This window comes from Limibacillus sp. (assembly GCA_037379885.1).
Taxonomy (GTDB): domain Bacteria; phylum Pseudomonadota; class Alphaproteobacteria; order Kiloniellales; family CECT-8803; genus JARRJC01.
The window spans coordinates 1-15701 of sequence record JARRJC010000044.1; the positions used below are offsets into that span (position 1 = coordinate 1).

Here is a 15701-nt window from a genome sequence, read left to right on the forward strand (position 1 = left end):
ACGTCGCCATGGAGGTCGAGCTGATCGCCCCCATCGCCATGGACGAGGGCCTGCGCTTCGCCATCCGCGAAGGCGGACGCACCGTCGGCGCCGGCGTCGTCTCCTCGATCGTGCAGTAACGAGTTGTTTTAACCCCTGGTGCTCCAGGGTCCTGACGGGCCCTGGAGCATTGGACTTGAAGGACGGGCGAAACCGCCATGGAAAGCCAAAATATCCGCATCCGCCTCAAGGCGTTTGATCACCGGGTCCTCGACCAGTCGACCTCGGAGATTGTGAGCACGGCCAAGCGGACCGGCGCGCAAGTTCGTGGACCGATCCCCCTGCCGACGAGGATCGAGCGGTTCACCGTGCTTCGCGGTCCGCACATCGACAAGAAGAGCCGCGAGCAGTTCGAGATTCGGACGCACAAGCGGTTGTTGGACATTGTCGACCCCACCCCGCAGACCGTCGACGCTCTTATGAAGCTCGATCTGGCCTCCGGCGTGGACGTCGAGATCAAACTGAAGGGATAAGGCCAATGCGCACCGGCCTAATCGCACAGAAACTGGGCATGACCCGCGTCTACACGGACGAGGGCGCCCACGTTCCGGTCACGGTCCTGAAAGTGGACGGCTGCCAGGTGGTTGCCGTGCGCCGCGAGGAGACCGAAGGCTATAACGCCGTGCAGCTGGGCGCTGGCGGCATCAAGGTGAAGAACGTCACCAAGCAGATGCGCGGCCACTTCGCCAAGGCGAAGGTGGAGCCCAAGCGCCGCTTGGCCGAGTTCCGCGTCGACGCCGACGCGTTGCTCGAGGTGGGCGCGGAGCTCTCCGCGGCGCACTTCGTGCCCGGCCAGAAGGTGGACGTTACCGGCACCTCGATCGGTAAGGGTTTCGCGGGCGTCATGAAGCGCCACAACTTCGGCGGCCTGCGCGCCAGCCACGGCGTGTCCATCTCGCACCGCAGCCACGGCTCGACCGGTCAGAACCAGGATCCGGGCCGTGTCTTCAAGGGCAAGAAGATGGCGGGCCACATGGGCGCCGGGCGCGTCACCACCCTCAACCTTGAGGTTGTGCAGGTGGACGAAGAGCGCGGCCTGGTCCTGATCAAGGGCGCGGTCCCCGGTTCCGAGAACGGCTGGGTCGTCCTGCGCGACGCCGTGAAGTCGAAGCTGCCTTCGGATCTGCCGTTCCCGGCCGGTCTGAAGTCCGCCGGCGCCGCAGCGGCTCCCGCTGAGGAGGCTCCTGCCGAGGAAGCCCCTGCCGAGGAGGCTCCCGCAGAGGAGACCCCGGTGGAGACGGCTGCGCCCGAGGCTGAGGCTGAGGCGCCCGAGGCCGGCACCGAAGAGAAGAAGGAAGACTGACAATGAAGGCCGCAGTCACAACCCTGGAAAACAAGAAGGCCGGCGACATCACGCTCGCTGACGAGGTCTTCGGTTTGCCGCCGCGCAAGGACATCCTTTCGCGGATGGTGAACTGGCAGTTGGCCAAGCGCCGCGCCGGCACCCACAAGGTGAAGGAGCGCGGCGAGGTCGCCGGTTCGACCCGCAAGATCGTGCGTCAGAAGGGCAGCGGCGGGGCCCGCCACGGCTCCAAGCGCGCGAATATCTTCCGCGGCGGCGGCGTGGTTCACGGCCCGCGCGTGCGCAGCCACGAGATCGATCTTCCCAAGAAGGTCCGGGCGCTGGCGCTGAAGACCGCGCTTTCCGCCAAGGCCGCCGAGGGCAAGCTGATCGTGCTCGACAGCGACAAGGCCGGGTCGGCCAAGACCAAGGAGCTGCGGGCGTGTTTCGAGGCGCTTGGCTGGTCCAACGTGCTGATCGTCGGCGGCGCGGCTCTCGATGAGAACTTCGCGCGCGCCGCGCGCAACCTGCCAGGCGTCGACGTGCTGCCGCAGCAGGGCGCCAACGTCTATGACATTCTGCGCCGCGACACCCTGGTGCTTACCAAGGAAGCGGTGGAAGCGCTGGAGGCTCGACTGAAATGACTAGCATGCATCCGCGCAGCGAGAAGGACGTCAAGCTGAGCCCGGCTCGTATGTACGACCTGGTGAAGCGTCCGGTGGTGACCGAAAAATCCACCATGGCGTCGGAGAACAATCAGGTGGTCTTCGAGGTGCCGCTCGACGCGGCCAAGCCGGAGATCAAAGTGGCCGTGGAGACGCTGTTCAAGGTGAAGGTATCCGCCGTGAACACGCTGCGCTCCAAGGGCAAGGTGAAGCGCTTCCGCGGTATCATGGGCACGCGCCCCGATACCAAGAAGGCCTATGTCACCCTCGCCGAAGGTCACTCCATCGACGTGACCACGGGGGTCTAAGACCATGGCCTTGAAGACTTACAATCCGACCACGCCGGGTCGCCGCCAGCTTGTTCAGGTCGATCGTTCCGACCTCTACAAGGGCAAGCCCGTCAAGGCGCTGACCGAAGGTCTTTCGAAGTCCGGCGGACGCAACAACACCGGCCGCATCACCGCGCGCCGCATCGGCGGCGGCGCCAAGCGCCGCTACCGCATCGTCGACTTCAAGCGCCGCAAGTTCGATGTGCCCGCGACGGTCGAGCGTCTGGAATACGATCCGAACCGCACCGCCTTCATCGCGCTGATCAGCTACGAGGACGGCGAGCAGGCCTACATCCTGGCGCCCCAGCGTCTGAAGGCCGGCGACAAGGTCATCGCGGGCGACCGCGTGGACGTGAAGCCCGGCAACGCCATGCCGCTGAAGTCGATCCCCGTCGGCACGATCGTGCACAACGTGGAGCTGAAGGCGGGCAAGGGCGGTCAGATGGCGCGCTCGGCTGGCACCTACGTGCAGATCGTCGGCCGCGACGCCGGCTACGCGCTGCTGCGCCTCGCCTCTGGCGAAGTCCGCATGGTGCGCGGCGAGTGCATGGCCACGATCGGCGCGGTGTCCAACCCGGATCAGGCCAACACCAACCTGGGCAAGGCCGGACGCAAGCGTTGGCAGGGCAAGCGCCCTGCGGTTCGCGGCGTCGCCATGAACCCGGTCGATCACCCGCACGGCGGCGGCGAAGGCCGCACCTCCGGCGGTCGTCATCCGGTTACCCCTTGGGGTAAGCCGACCAAGGGCGCCAAGACGCGTCACAACAAAAAGACGGACGGCCTCATCGTGCGCCGCCGTCGCGCGAAGAAGTAAGGGAGCGACACCGTGGCCCGCTCAGTATGGAAAGGTCCGTTCGTCGACGGCTATCTGCTCAAGAAGGCCGATACCGCGCGCGATTCCGGACGCAACGAGATCATCAAGACCTGGTCGCGCCGTTCGACCATCATGCCGCAGTTCGTCGGTCTGACCTTCGGCGTCTATAACGGCCAGAAGTTCCTGCCGGTCCTGGTGACCGAGCAGATGGTCGGCCACAAGTTTGGCGAGTTCGCGCCGACGCGGACCTACTACGGTCACGCGGCGGACAAGAAGGCGAAGAGGTAAGGAGCCATGGGTAAGCAAAGCGCACCCCGCAAGGTCGCCGATAACGAGGCGATGGCGATGGCCCGCAATCTGCGGACCAGCCCGCGCAAGCTGAATCTTGTCGCGGCTTCGATCCGCGGCATGTCGGCCGAAGCGGCCCTGCAGCAGCTCACCTTCTCGCGCCGTCGTATCGCGAACGACGTGAAGAAGGTCCTGCAGTCGGCGATCGCCAATGCGGAGAACAATCATCAGTTGGACGTCGACCGCCTTGTCGTGGCCGAGGCGTCCGTCGGCAAATCCTTCGTCATGCGGCGTTTCCGCGCTCGCGCTCGCGGCCGGGTCGGTCGCCTGCTGAAGCCCTGGAGCCGCTTGACGATCGTGGTTCGCGAACGCGAGGAGACGGCGTAATGGGTCACAAAGTAAATCCGATCGGCCTGCGCGTCGGCATCAACCGTACCTGGGACTCCCGTTGGTACGCCGATAGCGACTACGGCAAGCTGCTGCACGAGGATCTGAAGCTTCGTGACTACCTGCAGAAGCGTTTGCCCCAGGCCGGCGTTTCCAAGGTGATCATCGAGCGTCCGGCCAAGCGCGCGCGCATCACCATCCACAGCGCGCGCCCCGGCGTGATCATCGGCAAGAAGGGCCAGGACATCGAGAAGCTGCGTCAGGAGCTGATCCGCATGACCGGCGGTGACGTGGCGCTGAACATCGTCGAGGTCCGCAAGCCCGAGCTGGACGCCAAGCTGGTCGCCGAGAACATCGCCGGTCAGCTGGAGCGCCGCGTCGCCTTCCGCCGCGCCATGAAGCGCGCGGTGCAGTCGACCATGCGCCTGGGCGCGGAAGGCATCCGCATCAACTGCGGCGGCCGACTGGGCGGCGCTGAGATCGCGCGCACCGAGTGGTACCGCGAGGGCCGCGTGCCCCTGCACACCCTGCGTGCGGACATCGACTACGGCGAGGCGACCGCGAAGACCACCTACGGCACCTGTGGTGTGAAGGTTTGGATCTTCAAGGGCGAGATTCTGGCGCACGATCCCATGGCGCAGGACAAGCGCCAGGGTGACGCAGCGCCCGCCGGCGGCCGCAACTAAGCGCAGTGGCGAAGACGGAAGGTTAGAGGAACAAGACAATGTTGCAGCCGAAGCGCACTAAATTCCGCAAGCAGCACAAGGGCCGCATCCACGGCACCGCCAAGGGCGGCACCCTGGTTCAGTTCGGCGCCTATGGCATGAAGGCGACCACGCCGGGCCGCGTGTCGGCGCGTCAGATCGAGGCGGCCCGCCGCGCGATCACCCGCCACATGCGCCGCGTCGGCAAGCTCTGGATCCGCGTGTTCCCGGACGTGCCGGTGTCCTCCAAGCCCGCCGAGGTTCGTCAGGGTAAGGGTAAGGGCACGCCGGAGTGGTGGGCCGTCCGGATCAAGCCGGGCCGCATCCTGTTCGAGTTGGATGGCGTGCCGCGCCCGATGGCCGAGGAGGCCTTCCGCCTGGCCGCGGCCAAGCTGCCGGTGCAGACCAAGTTTGTCACCCGCCTGGGTGAAGGAGGCTAAGCCATGAAGGCCGCTGAGGTGAATGCAAAGGGCGCCGACGAGCTGAAGGAACTGCTCGTCCAGCTCAAGAAGGAACAGTTCAACCTGCGTTTTCAGCAGGCGAGCGGTCAGCTCGAGAACACTGCCCGCGTCCGTCAGGTGCGCCGCGACATCGCGCGCGTGAAGACGGTCCTGGGCGCCAAGACGGCTACGGCCGGGGAGTAAGGAAAGATGCCGCGTCGTGTGCTGCAAGGTGTGGTCGTGAGCGACAAGACCGACAAGACCATCACGGTCTTGGTCGAGCGTCGGATCATGCACCCGCTCTACAAGAAGTTCATCAAGCGCTCCAAGCGCTACCACGCTCATGATGAAGCCAATCAGTACAAGATTGGTGACGTGGTGCAGATCGAGGAATGCCGTCCGGTTTCCAAGACCAAATCCTGGCGTGTGATCGGTGCGACCGGTCAGACGCAGGACGTGGCTGGGGCCGGAGCGTAAAGCGGCAGTTCTCGGATAGATAACGAAGACGAGCTTATAGAAAGGGCCCGGACCGATGATCCAGATGCAGTCCAACCTGGATGTCGCCGACAACTCAGGCGCGCGCCGCGTCCAGTGCATCAAGGTGTTGGGCGGATCGAAGCGCAAGTCCGCCGGCGTGGGTGACATCATCGTGGTCTCCGTTAAGGAGGCCATCCCGCGCGGCCGCGTGGCCAAGGGATCGGTGCATCGCGCCGTGATCGTGCGCACCGCGTTCGACATTCGCCGTCCCGACGGGTCGGTCATTCGTTTCGACCGCAACGCCGCCGTGCTGATCAACAAGCAGGGTGAGCCGATCGGAACCCGCATCTTCGGGCCTGTGACCCGCGAGCTGCGTTCCAAGCGGTTCATGAAGATCATTTCGCTGGCGCCCGAGGTGCTGTGATGACGAGCAAGATGAAGATCAAGAAGGGCGACCGGGTCATCGTGACCACCGGCCGCGACAAGGGTAAGGAAGGCGAAGTGCTTCGCGTCATGCCCGCCGAGAGCCGTCTGATCGTCTCCGGCGTGAACATGGTCAAGCGCCACAACCGTCCCGGCCCGATGAGCCAGGGTGGCATCGAGGAGAAGGAAGCCCCGATCCACGTGTCCAACGTTGCGCACATCGACCCCAACGACAAGAAGGCGACCCGCGTCGGCTTCAAGGTCGAGGGCGAGCGCAAAGTCCGCATCTCGCGCCGCTCCGGCGTCGCGATCGACCAGTAAGGGGAGGGGTAGGAAATGAAAGCCCGCTTCCAAGAGCGCTACGAGAACGAGATTCGCGCCAACATGATGAAGGAGTTCGGCTACACGAACATCCTTCAGGTGCCGCGCGTCGAGAAGATCGTGATCAACATGGGCGTCGGCAAGGCGACCCAGGACTCCAAGAAGGTGAAGGCGGCGACCCAAGACCTGACCGCCATCGCCGGGCAGAAGCCCGTGGTGACCATCGCGCGCAAGTCCATCGCCGGCTTCAAGCTGCGCGAGGGCATGCCGATCGGGACCAAGGTCACCCTGCGCCGGACCCGCATGTACGAGTTCCTGGACCGTCTGGTGACCATCGCCCTGCCGCGCACCCGTGACTTCCGGGGCCTGAACCCGAAGTCCTTCGACGGGCGGGGCAACTACGCCATGGGCGTGAAGGAGCAGATCATCTTCCCGGAGATCGAGTACGACCAGGTCGACGAGATCCGGGGTATGGACATCATCATCTGCACCACGGCCAACACTGACGATGAAGCCCGCGCGCTGCTGCGTGGCTTCGAAATGCCGTTCATTAAGAACTGACCGGCGAAAGGGTAGAAAAAGATGGCTAAGAAAAGCGCAATCGAGAAGAACAAGCGCCGTGCCCGTATGGCCAAGTCGCAAAGCAACAAGCGACAGGCCCTGCGCGCCATTGCCCGCGACCGCAGCCTCTCTCCTGAGGAGCGGTTCGAGGCCTACCTGAAGCTTGCCGAGTTGCCGCGCAACGGTGCCAAGAACCGTGTGCGGAACCGCTGTGAGCTGACGGGACGCCCGCGCGGCTATTATCGCAAGTTGAAGCTTTCGCGCATTGCTTTGCGGGACCTGGCCTCCATCGGTCAGATCCCCGGCATGACGAAGTCGAGCTGGTAGGAAAGGAATCGCGCTATGACGATGAGCGATCCTCTCGGGGATATGCTGACCCGCATCCGCAACGCGCAGCAGGCCGGTCACGGCAGCGTGGAAGCGCCGTTGTCCCGTCTGCGGACGAACGTTCTGGATGTGCTGAAGCGTGAGGGTTACATCCGCGACTTTAGCGTGACGGAGCGCGAGGGCGGTCACAGCACCGTTTCGATCGAGCTGAAGTACCACGAGGGTCGCCCCGTGATTCAGCAGATCGCCCGCGTTTCGCGTCCGGGCCGCCGCGTCTACTCCAAGATCAAGGAGTTGCCGCGCTACTACAACGGTCTGGGCATCACGATCCTCTCCACGCCGCGTGGCGTGCTGGCGGATCATGAGGCGCGTGAGCACAACGTTGGCGGAGAGGTGCTGTGCCGCGTCTTCTGATGAAGGCGCGCCACGGAACCAGGCAAGAGTGAAGGATAGGGAACAATGTCCCGCGTAGGTATCAATCCGGTCACGGTCCCCAGCGGCGTCGAGCTCAAGATCGACGGCGCCGTTGTGACGGCCAAGGGAAAGCTGGGCCAGCTGAGCTTTGAGTTCAGCGACCAGGTCTTCGTCGCGTTCGACGACGGCAAGGTCACGGTCAAGCCGGCCAACGACACCAAGAAGGCGCGCGCCCTCTGGGGCACGACGCGTGCGCGTATCGCCAATCTGGTCGAGGGCGTCTCCGAAGGCTTCAAGAAGGAGCTGGAGATCGTCGGCGTCGGCTACCGCGCTTCGGTCCAGGGCAAGTCCCTGAACCTGCAGCTCGGCTTCAGCCACGACGTCAACTACCCGATCCCCGAGGGCATCTCGATCAAGTGCGAGAAGCCGACCTCGGTGGAGATCACGGGCGCCGACAAGCAGCAGGTTGGTCAGGTGGCGGCGGAGATCCGCGCCTACCGTCCGCCCGAGCCCTACAAGGGCAAGGGCGTGCGTTACGTCGACGAGTACATCCTGCGCAAGGAAGGTAAGAAGAAATGAGCACGGCACGAGATCTTCGCCTGCGCCGCAAGCAGCGGGTCCGCAGCAAGCTGCGCAAGCACCGCACGCCGCGCCCGCGCCTGGCCGTCCATCGTTCGGGGCGTCACATCTACGCCCAGGTCATCGACGATCTCCAGGGCCGTACGCTGGCGGCTGCTTCGACCATCGACAAGGACCTGCGCGGCTCCCTCAAGGCCGGCGCGGACTCCGCGGCTGCCGCTGCGGTGGGCAAGCTGGTCGCAGAGCGCGCCAAGGCGGCGGGGGTCACCGAGGTGGTCTTCGATCGCGGCGGTTACATTTATCACGGTCGCATCAAAGCGCTCGCCGAGGCGGCGCGCGAAGGCGGCTTGAGCTTCTAAGGAGAGTATGAGCAATGGCACGAGCTCCTAGGGACGATCGCGGACGCGAAGACAGCGATCTGGTCGAAAAGCTGGTCGGCATCAACCGCGTGGCCAAGGTCGTCAAGGGCGGCCGCCGCTTCGGCTTTGCCGCTCTCATGGTCGTGGGCGATGGCCGCGGTCGCGTTGGCTTCGGCCACGGCAAGGCCCGTGAGGTGCCCGAGGCGATCCGCAAGGCGACCGAGGCCGCCAAGCGCAACATGATCCGCGTGCCGCTGCGCGAGGGCAGAACGCTGCACCATGACATCCACGGCCACTACGGGGCCGGAAAGGTCGTCATGCGCCGCGCCGAGGCCGGTACCGGCATCATCGCGGGCGGCCCGATGCGCGCCATCTTCGAGGCGCTCGGGGTTCAGGACGTGGTGGCCAAGTCGGTCGGCACGGCCAACCCGCACAACATGATCCGCGCCACCTTCGACGGCCTGACCCGTTCGGTCAGCCCGCGCATGGTCGCACAGCGCCGCGGCAAGAAGGTCAGCGACATTCTGCCCGGCGGCCGTTCGAGCGAGGAAGACGCGGCCTGAGGCGTCGGCCGGCGGTAGACAGGAAGCATAAGGGGCCTAACGGTTATGGCTAAGAAGAACGAAACCATCACGGTGACGCAGATCGGCAGTGCGATCGGCCGTCCCAAGGATCAGCTGGCGACCCTGAAGGGTCTGGGCCTCGGCAAGATGAACCGCACGCGTGAACTGGAGGATACGCCCTCCGTGCGCGGCATGATCGCCAAGGTCTCCCATCTGGTAAGGGTCGAGGCGAACACCTAAGTATAGGGTCGCGGCTGGGCTGCCTCAGCGAGACAGAGCAACGACGTCCGTCATTCCGTAGCGATCGGAGCGGACGCCACGAAGGAATTGGAAGTAGGGCTATGAAACTCAATCAGCTTTCGGACAATCCCGGCGCCACCCACGCCCGCAAGCGTCTGGGCCGCGGCACCGGATCGGGCCTCGGCAAGACTTCGGGCAAGGGCCACAAGGGCGCCAAGGCGCGTTCCGGCGTGGCCATCAAGGGCTTCGAGGGCGGCCAGATGCCGATCTACCGCCGCATGCCCAAGCGCGGTTTCAAGAACCCCTTCCGCAACGACTTCGTCGAGGTCACCCTGGCGCGCCTGCAGCGCGCGGTGGACTCCGGCAAGCTCGACGCCAAGAAGCCGGTCGACGCCGAGGCGATGCGCGCCGCCGGTCTCTTCAAGCAGGTGCGCGACGGCGTTCGCCTGCTGGGCAGCGGTGAGCTGAAGGCGAAGCTGGACCTGACGGTCTCCGGCGCCACCAAGTCGGCCGTCGCCGCCGTCGAGAAGGCGGGCGGCAAGATCACGGTAACCGAGCCGAAGAAGGCCGAAGCCGAGGCCTCCGAGGCCTGATAGAACAACCGCGCCGGGCGGGACGGGGGCGTCCCGCCCGCCGTTTCACTTGAGCTGGACGTTAAGTATAGAGGGCTTTTCATGGCCTCAGCCGCCGAACAACTCGCAGCCAACGTCAACTGGGGCGCCTTTTCCAAGGCGACCGAGCTCAAGAAGCGCATCTGGTTCACGCTAGGTGCGCTTATCATCTATCGGCTCGGCACCTACATCCCCATTCCCTTCATCGACCCCGTGGCGATGGAGCGGTTGCTGGACCAGCAGGGCGGCGGCGTGCTGGGTATGTTCAACATGTTCTCCGGCGGCGCGCTGGGGCGCATGACCATCTTCGCCCTCAACATCATGCCCTACATTTCGGCCTCCATTATCATGCAGCTCATGACGGCGGTGTCGCCGAAGCTTGAGCAGCTGAAGAAAGAGGGCGAGAGCGGGCGCAAGAAGATCAACCAGTACACCCGCTACGGCACGGTTCTCCTGGCCGCGGTGCAGGCCTACGGCATCTCCGTGGGTCTTGAGAGCATGGGCGGCGGCGGCGGACTGCCGGTGGTGATGGATCCCGGCATGCTGTTCCGCATGACCACGGTGATCTCGCTGACCGGCGGCACGATCTTCCTGATGTGGCTGGGCGAGCAGATCACCCAGCGCGGCGTGGGCAATGGCATCTCGCTGATCATCTTCGCGGGCATCGTCGCCAACCTTCCGGTCGCCTTGGCCGGAACGCTGGAGCTTGGCCGCACCGGCGCTCTCTCGACGATCTTCATCCTGTTCCTGATCCTGATGGCGGTGGCGGTCATCGCCTTCATCGTCTTCATGGAGCGCGCGCAGCGCCGTGTGGTGGTGCAGTATCCCAAGCGTCAGGTCGGCAACCGCATGTTCGGCGGCGAGTCCAGCCATCTGCCCTTGAAGCTGAACCCATCGGGCGTGATTCCGCCGATCTTCGCTTCGTCGCTGCTGCTGATGCCGCTGACCGTCGCCGGTTTCTCCGGCGCGGGCGGGCCGGACTGGCTGACCCTGATCACCACGCAGCTCGGCCGCGGGCAGCCCGTCTTCATGCTGCTGTTTGCCGCGCTGATCATCTTTTTCGCCTTCTTCTACACCTCCATCGTCTTCAATCCGGAAGACACGGCGGACAATCTGAAGAAGAACGGCGGGTTCATTCCCGGCATCCGTCCGGGGAAGAACACGGCGGAGTACCTGAACTTCATCATCACGCGTCTCACCACCGTTGGCGCGCTCTATCTGGTCTTCGTCTGTCTGCTGCCTGAATTCCTGATCTCTCAATATCAGGTACCTTTCTATTTCGGCGGCACCTCGCTGCTGATCGTCGTTTCGGTGACCATGGATACGGTCGGACAAATCCATTCTCACCTCTTGGCGCATCAGTACGAGGGACTGATCAAGAAGAGCAAGCTTCGGGGGAGGCGTCGTTGAACATCATTCTTTTGGGGCCTCCGGGCGCCGGCAAGGGTACCCAGGCCAAGCGGATCGAGGAGAAGCACGGCCTCGTGCAGCTCTCGACCGGCGATATGCTCAGAGCGGTCGTCGCCTCCGGCAGCGAGCTGGGGAAGCAGGCCAAAGAGATCATGGACGCGGGCAAGCTGATGCCCGACGCGCTGATGGTCGACATGATCGCCAAGCGGATCGAAGAGCCGGATTGCGCCAAGGGCTTCATCCTCGACGGCTTCCCGCGGACCGAGGCGCAGGCCCAAGCGCTGGACGCGATGCTGGCGGAAAAGGGGCTGATGCTCCACGCCGTGATCGAACTGAAAGTGGACGAGGAAGCGCTGGTCGAGCGCATCACGGGCCGCTTCACCTGCGCCAAGTGCGGCGCCGGCTATCACGACAGCTTTCAGAAGCCCGCGAAAGACGGGGTCTGTGACCGCTGCGGCTCGACCGAGTTCACGCGCCGCGCGGACGACAATGAAGAGACGGTTCGGGCCCGGCTTGAGGCCTATCACAAGCAGACCGCCCCGATCCTGCCCTACTATGGCGGAAAGGGCGTTCTGGAGACGGTCGACGGCATGGCCGAAATAGACGCGGTTACCAGTCAGATCGAGGCGATTCTCGCCGCGAAATGACCCTGGTGCCAAACGGGCGAACGAGCGGTTGACAGGGGGGTGCGGAATCCTATAATCCCGCGATCCCGGCGCCGCCCGCGAAACCGGGCGATTTCGGTTTGCCTGAAATTGGAGTCATACGGAAGCGGCGGCGCCTTTTTGGGCAGATGCCCAGATGCAATCGCCTCCGGTAGTTGCTAACGAAGTCAAGAGGAGCCAAGACGTGGCACGTATTGCTGGCGTCAATATTCCGACGAACAAACGGGTGCACATCGCGCTGACCTATATCCATGGCATTGGTCACACCAAGGCCAAGGCCATTTGCAGCGAGGTCGGCATTCCCGAAGAGCGCCGGGTGAACGAGATGACGGATGACGAAGTCGTCCGCGTCCGCGAGACCATCGACCGCGACTATCTGGTCGAAGGCGACCTTCGTCGCGAAGTGGCGATGAACGTCAAGCGGCTGATGGACCTGGGTTGCTACCGCGGCCTGCGTCACCGTAAGGGCCTGCCGGTCCGCGGTCAGCGCACGCATACCAACGCGCGCACCCGCAAGGGCCCGGCCAAGGCGATCGCCGGTAAGAAGAAATAAGTCCAAGTCAGCTTAGAGCGATAAGGCAGGATAGAAATCATGGCCAAGGCCCCACAGCGGCCGCGTCGTCGCGAGCGCAAGAACATCTCTTCCGGTATTGCGCACGTGAACGCGTCCTTCAACAACACCATCATCACCATCACCGACGTGCAGGGCAACGCGATCGCCTGGTCGTCGGCGGGCAGCCAGAACTTCAAGGGTTCGCGCAAGTCCACGCCTTACGCCGCCCAGGTCGCGGCCGAGGACGCGGGCAAGAAGGCCCAGGAGCACGGCATGAAGACCCTCGAGGTCAACGTGAAGGGTCCCGGGTCGGGCCGTGAGTCGGCTCTGCGCGCGCTGCAGGCGGTCGGTTTCCAGATCACGGCGATCAACGACGTGACGCCGATCCCGCACAACGGCTGCCGTCCCCCGAAGAAGCGCCGCGTCTAATCCGCCGGCGCCCTCATGGCCGGGGCCCCTCTTTAAAGACGGGCGGCCCCGCGCTATCTCCGGGAGACGGTTTTTAAAACACTGGGCGACGTCGCGGATGCGGCCGTCGCCTAGGGCATTTTTAAGAGGCAAGCAGGTTCATATGAGCACGGTGAGCAAAGACGGCGCCCAGGCGCTTCAGAAGAACTGGATGGAGTTGATCAAGCCGAACAAGCTGGACATCCAGCCCGGTCACGACGACAAGCGGTTCGCCAAGGTGGTCGCCGAGCCGCTGGAGCGCGGCTTCGGCATGACGCTGGGCAACGCTCTGCGCCGGATCCTGCTCTCCTCGCTTCAGGGCGCCGCCGTGACCTCGATCCAGGTCGATGGCGTGCTGCACGAGTTCTCCTCGATCCAGGGCGTCCGTGAGGACGTGACCGACGTGGTGCTGAACGTCAAGCAGATCGCTCTGCTGATGCACGGCGAAGGCCCCAAGCGCATGCGCCTGCGCGCCGACGGCCCGGGCGAAGTCACCGCCGGTCAGATCGAGACCGGCGCCGACATCGAGGTCATGAACCCCGAGCTGGTGATCTGCACGCTGGACGACGGCGCGCACCTCGACATGGAGCTAATCGTCGAGACCGGTAAGGGCTACGTCTCCGGTTCGCAGAACCGTCCCGAAGACGCCCCGATCGGCCTGATCCCCGTGGATGCTGTCTTCTCCCCGGTGCGCCGCGTGGCCTACAAGGTGGAGAACACCCGTGTCGGCCAGGTCACCGACTACGACAAGCTGACCATGGAGATCGAGACCAACGGCGCGATCTCTCCCGACGACTCCGTCGCTCTGGCCGCGCGCATCCTGCAGGACCAGCTCCAGCTCTTCATCAACTTCGAGGAGCCGCAGGTCCGCGAGGCCGAGAAGGACGACGCCGAGCCGCCGTTCAACAAGAACCTTCTGCGCAAGGTCGACGAGCTGGAGCTTTCGGTCCGTTCGGCGAACTGCCTGAAGAACGACAACATCGTCTACATCGGCGATCTGGTGCAGAAGACCGAGGCGGAGATGCTCCGGACCCCGAACTTCGGCCGCAAGTCGCTGAACGAGATCAAGGAAGTGCTGTCCCAGATGGGCCTGCACCTGGGCATGGAGATCGCCAACTGGCCGCCTGAGAACATCGAGGAACTGGCCAAGCGTCTGGAAGAGCCCTACTAAGACCGGCAGCGCCGCCGCCCCACCAGGGGTCGGCGGCCTTGCTTTCTCGAAAGAGGGCCAGGGTGGCCCGACCCAAACCGCGTACCGTAACGATGGGCCGGACGAGGATCCGGCAAGACGACAGGGCGCGGGGGGAAAACGAAATCGGCTTCGCCCGGCGAGGCCAGGACGAAAAAAGGAGCCAAGATCATGCGTCACGGTTTCACCGGCCGCCGCTTCAGCCGCAGCAGCCCGCATCGCAAGGCCATGTTCGCCAACATGGCGAACGCCCTCATCAAGCATGAGCAGATCAAGACCACGCTGCCCAAGGCCAAAGACCTGCGCCGCGTCATCGATCCGCTGATCACGCTCGGCAAGCGCGGCGACCTGCACGCCCGCCGTCAGGCCTTCGCGCAGCTGCGCGACGAGAAGATGGTCCAGAAGCTCTTCGACGTCCTGGGTGAGCGCTACAAGGATCGCAACGGCGGTTACTGCCGAGTCCTGAAGGCCGGGTTCCGCTACGGCGACGCCGCCCCGATGGCGATCATCGAGCTGGTCGACCGCGATCCCGACGCCAAGGGCCTGGATTCCGGCCCCGTCGAGATCGACGAGGAGGAAGAGGAAGAGGCCTGAGCCAAACCGCTCAAGCCTGTCTCTCCACGGCGATAAATGACGAAAACGGGTGGTTCCAAGCCGGAGCCGCCCGTTTTTGCTTTGCAGGCCGCGCTATCGCATCCTACCTCTAGACGAAACCCGGAAAAACGAATGAGGAAGAGTATCGCAATGACAGCCGTTCTCAGGCGCTTTACCGCTTCCCTCCCGGTCGTCTTCGCGGCCCTTTTACCTTTGCTCACTTCGGGCCCCGCCGTCTCGCAGGAGGTGCCGCAGTCGCAGGCGCAGATCGAGCTCAGCTTCTCGCCGGTCGTGAAAAAAGCGGCGCCTGCCGTGGTCAACATCTACGCCTCGCGGATGGTCAAGCAGCGGCAGGTCTCGCCGCTCTTCAACGACCCCTTCTTCCAGCGGTTCTTCGGCGACGCCTTTCCTTTCCAGCAGCGCGAGCGCCAGCAGAATGCGCTCGGCTCCGGCGTGATCGTCGACCCGGAGGGCATTGTGGTCACCAACCATCACGTCATCGCCGGCGCGGACGAGATCAAGGTGGTGCTCTCCGACCTGCGCGAGTACGAGGCGGAGATCGTTCTGGACGACGAGAGCACCGACCTGGCGCTGCTGCGGGTCGACGCGCGGGGCGAGGCTCTGCCCGCCATCGAGCTGCGCGACTCCGACGATGTCGAGGTCGGTGACCTCGTGCTCGCCATCGGCAACCCCTTCGGCGTCGGGCAGACCGTCACCAGCGGCATCGTCTCGGCCCTGTCGCGCACGCAAGTCGGCGTGTCCGACTACAACTTCTTCATCCAGACCGACGCGGCCATCAACCCCGGCAACTCGGGCGGGGCGCTGGTCACGATGGACGGCCGCTTGATCGGCATCAACACGGCGATCTACTCCAAGAGCGGCGGGTCGATCGGCATCGGCTTTGCGGTCCCATCCAACATGCTGCGCTCGATCCTGCTCAGCCTTGAAGGCGGGGAGGGCATTGTGCGGCCCTGGGTCGGCTTCACCGGCCAGACCCTCAGCATGGACCTGGCCGAGGGC

At 64.6% G+C, this 15701-nt stretch carries 29 protein-coding genes; all 29 read left to right on the forward strand.

Annotated elements, in window-relative coordinates:
• Positions 1–119, forward strand: a 119-nt coding sequence (locus tag P8X75_12065; protein MEJ1995922.1) for an elongation factor Tu, incomplete at its 5' end; no start/stop codon positions are given.
• 78 nt (positions 120–197) lie between these two features.
• Complete coding sequence (gene rpsJ, locus P8X75_12070; protein ID MEJ1995923.1) at positions 198–512, forward strand: 30S ribosomal protein S10; 315 nt, start codon at positions 198–200, stop codon at positions 510–512.
• Between the two features lie 5 nt (positions 513–517).
• A complete protein-coding gene (gene rplC, locus P8X75_12075; protein MEJ1995924.1) occupies positions 518–1342 on the forward strand; it encodes a 50S ribosomal protein L3 in 825 nt (274 codons plus the stop codon).
• A 2-nt stretch (positions 1343–1344) separates the two neighbouring features.
• Complete coding sequence (rplD, locus tag P8X75_12080) at positions 1345–1965, forward strand: 50S ribosomal protein L4 (GenBank protein MEJ1995925.1); 621 nt, start codon at positions 1345–1347, stop codon at positions 1963–1965.
• A 50-nt stretch (positions 1966–2015) separates the two neighbouring features.
• Positions 2016–2294, forward strand: coding sequence for a 50S ribosomal protein L23 (locus P8X75_12085; protein ID MEJ1995926.1), 279 nt, complete (start codon positions 2016–2018; stop codon positions 2292–2294).
• A 4-nt stretch (positions 2295–2298) separates the two neighbouring features.
• On the forward strand, positions 2299–3129 hold the full coding sequence (gene rplB / locus P8X75_12090) for a 50S ribosomal protein L2 (GenBank protein ID MEJ1995927.1): 831 nt from the start codon (positions 2299–2301) through the stop codon (positions 3127–3129).
• 12 nt (positions 3130–3141) lie between these two features.
• Positions 3142–3417 (forward strand): 30S ribosomal protein S19, encoded by a 276-nt coding sequence (gene rpsS / locus P8X75_12095; protein ID MEJ1995928.1) that lies wholly within the window; start codon positions 3142–3144, stop codon positions 3415–3417.
• Positions 3418–3423: 6 nt separating this feature from the next.
• On the forward strand, positions 3424–3804 hold the full coding sequence (gene rplV, locus P8X75_12100) for a 50S ribosomal protein L22 (GenBank protein ID MEJ1995929.1): 381 nt from the start codon (positions 3424–3426) through the stop codon (positions 3802–3804).
• A complete protein-coding gene (gene rpsC / locus P8X75_12105) occupies positions 3804–4490 on the forward strand; it encodes a 30S ribosomal protein S3 (GenBank protein MEJ1995930.1) in 687 nt (228 codons plus the stop codon). The genes rplV and rpsC overlap by 1 nt, the downstream gene beginning before the upstream one ends.
• 38 nt (positions 4491–4528) lie before the next feature.
• Entirely contained in the window at positions 4529–4948 is a 420-nt protein-coding gene (gene rplP / locus P8X75_12110) for a 50S ribosomal protein L16 (protein ID MEJ1995931.1), read from the forward strand.
• A 3-nt stretch (positions 4949–4951) separates the two neighbouring features.
• Positions 4952–5152, forward strand: a complete 201-nt coding sequence (gene rpmC / locus P8X75_12115; protein ID MEJ1995932.1) for a 50S ribosomal protein L29 — start codon at positions 4952–4954, stop codon at positions 5150–5152.
• Between the two features lie 6 nt (positions 5153–5158).
• Complete coding sequence (rpsQ, locus tag P8X75_12120) at positions 5159–5425, forward strand: 30S ribosomal protein S17 (protein ID MEJ1995933.1); 267 nt, start codon at positions 5159–5161, stop codon at positions 5423–5425.
• A gap of 55 nt (positions 5426–5480) precedes the next feature.
• On the forward strand, positions 5481–5849 hold the full coding sequence (gene rplN / locus P8X75_12125; protein MEJ1995934.1) for a 50S ribosomal protein L14: 369 nt from the start codon (positions 5481–5483) through the stop codon (positions 5847–5849).
• Positions 5849–6169, forward strand: a complete 321-nt coding sequence (gene rplX, locus P8X75_12130; protein MEJ1995935.1) for a 50S ribosomal protein L24 — start codon at positions 5849–5851, stop codon at positions 6167–6169. Before rplN ends, rplX begins: the two co-directional genes overlap by 1 nt.
• Positions 6170–6184: 15 nt before the next feature.
• Positions 6185–6730, forward strand: coding sequence for a 50S ribosomal protein L5 (gene rplE / locus P8X75_12135; GenBank protein ID MEJ1995936.1), 546 nt, complete (start codon positions 6185–6187; stop codon positions 6728–6730).
• 21 nt (positions 6731–6751) lie between these two features.
• Positions 6752–7057, forward strand: coding sequence for a 30S ribosomal protein S14 (gene rpsN, locus P8X75_12140; protein ID MEJ1995937.1), 306 nt, complete (start codon positions 6752–6754; stop codon positions 7055–7057).
• Between the two features lie 15 nt (positions 7058–7072).
• Complete coding sequence (rpsH, locus tag P8X75_12145) at positions 7073–7471, forward strand: 30S ribosomal protein S8 (GenBank protein ID MEJ1995938.1); 399 nt, start codon at positions 7073–7075, stop codon at positions 7469–7471.
• A gap of 45 nt (positions 7472–7516) precedes the next feature.
• Positions 7517–8050, forward strand: a complete 534-nt coding sequence (rplF, locus tag P8X75_12150; GenBank protein ID MEJ1995939.1) for a 50S ribosomal protein L6 — start codon at positions 7517–7519, stop codon at positions 8048–8050.
• The gene (gene rplR, locus P8X75_12155; protein MEJ1995940.1) at positions 8047–8409 is read left to right on the forward strand and encodes a 50S ribosomal protein L18; all 363 of its coding nucleotides are present in this window, start codon (positions 8047–8049) and stop codon (positions 8407–8409) included. Before rplF ends, rplR begins: the two co-directional genes overlap by 4 nt.
• A 14-nt stretch (positions 8410–8423) precedes the next feature.
• A complete protein-coding gene (rpsE, locus tag P8X75_12160) occupies positions 8424–8972 on the forward strand; it encodes a 30S ribosomal protein S5 (GenBank protein MEJ1995941.1) in 549 nt (182 codons plus the stop codon).
• Positions 8973–9017: 45 nt separating this feature from the next.
• Positions 9018–9212 carry a 50S ribosomal protein L30 gene (rpmD, locus tag P8X75_12165; GenBank protein MEJ1995942.1) on the forward strand — a complete coding sequence of 65 codons (195 nt, stop codon included), beginning with the start codon at positions 9018–9020 and terminating at the stop codon, positions 9210–9212.
• 101 nt (positions 9213–9313) lie between these two features.
• Positions 9314–9805, forward strand: coding sequence for a 50S ribosomal protein L15 (gene rplO, locus P8X75_12170; protein ID MEJ1995943.1), 492 nt, complete (start codon positions 9314–9316; stop codon positions 9803–9805).
• Between the two features lie 81 nt (positions 9806–9886).
• Positions 9887–11233 carry a preprotein translocase subunit SecY gene (gene secY / locus P8X75_12175; protein MEJ1995944.1) on the forward strand — a complete coding sequence of 449 codons (1347 nt, stop codon included), beginning with the start codon at positions 9887–9889 and terminating at the stop codon, positions 11231–11233.
• Positions 11230–11880, forward strand: coding sequence for an adenylate kinase (locus P8X75_12180; protein MEJ1995945.1), 651 nt, complete (start codon positions 11230–11232; stop codon positions 11878–11880). The genes secY and P8X75_12180 overlap by 4 nt, the downstream gene beginning before the upstream one ends.
• A 202-nt stretch (positions 11881–12082) precedes the next feature.
• Positions 12083–12451, forward strand: coding sequence for a 30S ribosomal protein S13 (rpsM, locus tag P8X75_12185; GenBank protein ID MEJ1995946.1), 369 nt, complete (start codon positions 12083–12085; stop codon positions 12449–12451).
• Positions 12452–12490: 39 nt separating this feature from the next.
• The gene (gene rpsK, locus P8X75_12190) at positions 12491–12880 is read left to right on the forward strand and encodes a 30S ribosomal protein S11 (protein MEJ1995947.1); all 390 of its coding nucleotides are present in this window, start codon (positions 12491–12493) and stop codon (positions 12878–12880) included.
• 142 nt (positions 12881–13022) lie between these two features.
• On the forward strand, positions 13023–14069 hold the full coding sequence (locus P8X75_12195; GenBank protein MEJ1995948.1) for a DNA-directed RNA polymerase subunit alpha: 1047 nt from the start codon (positions 13023–13025) through the stop codon (positions 14067–14069).
• A gap of 189 nt (positions 14070–14258) precedes the next feature.
• The gene (rplQ, locus tag P8X75_12200) at positions 14259–14681 is read left to right on the forward strand and encodes a 50S ribosomal protein L17 (protein ID MEJ1995949.1); all 423 of its coding nucleotides are present in this window, start codon (positions 14259–14261) and stop codon (positions 14679–14681) included.
• Positions 14682–14831: 150 nt separating this feature from the next.
• Positions 14832–15701, forward strand: an 870-nt coding sequence (locus P8X75_12205; protein ID MEJ1995950.1) for a trypsin-like peptidase domain-containing protein, incomplete at its 3' end; no start/stop codon positions are given.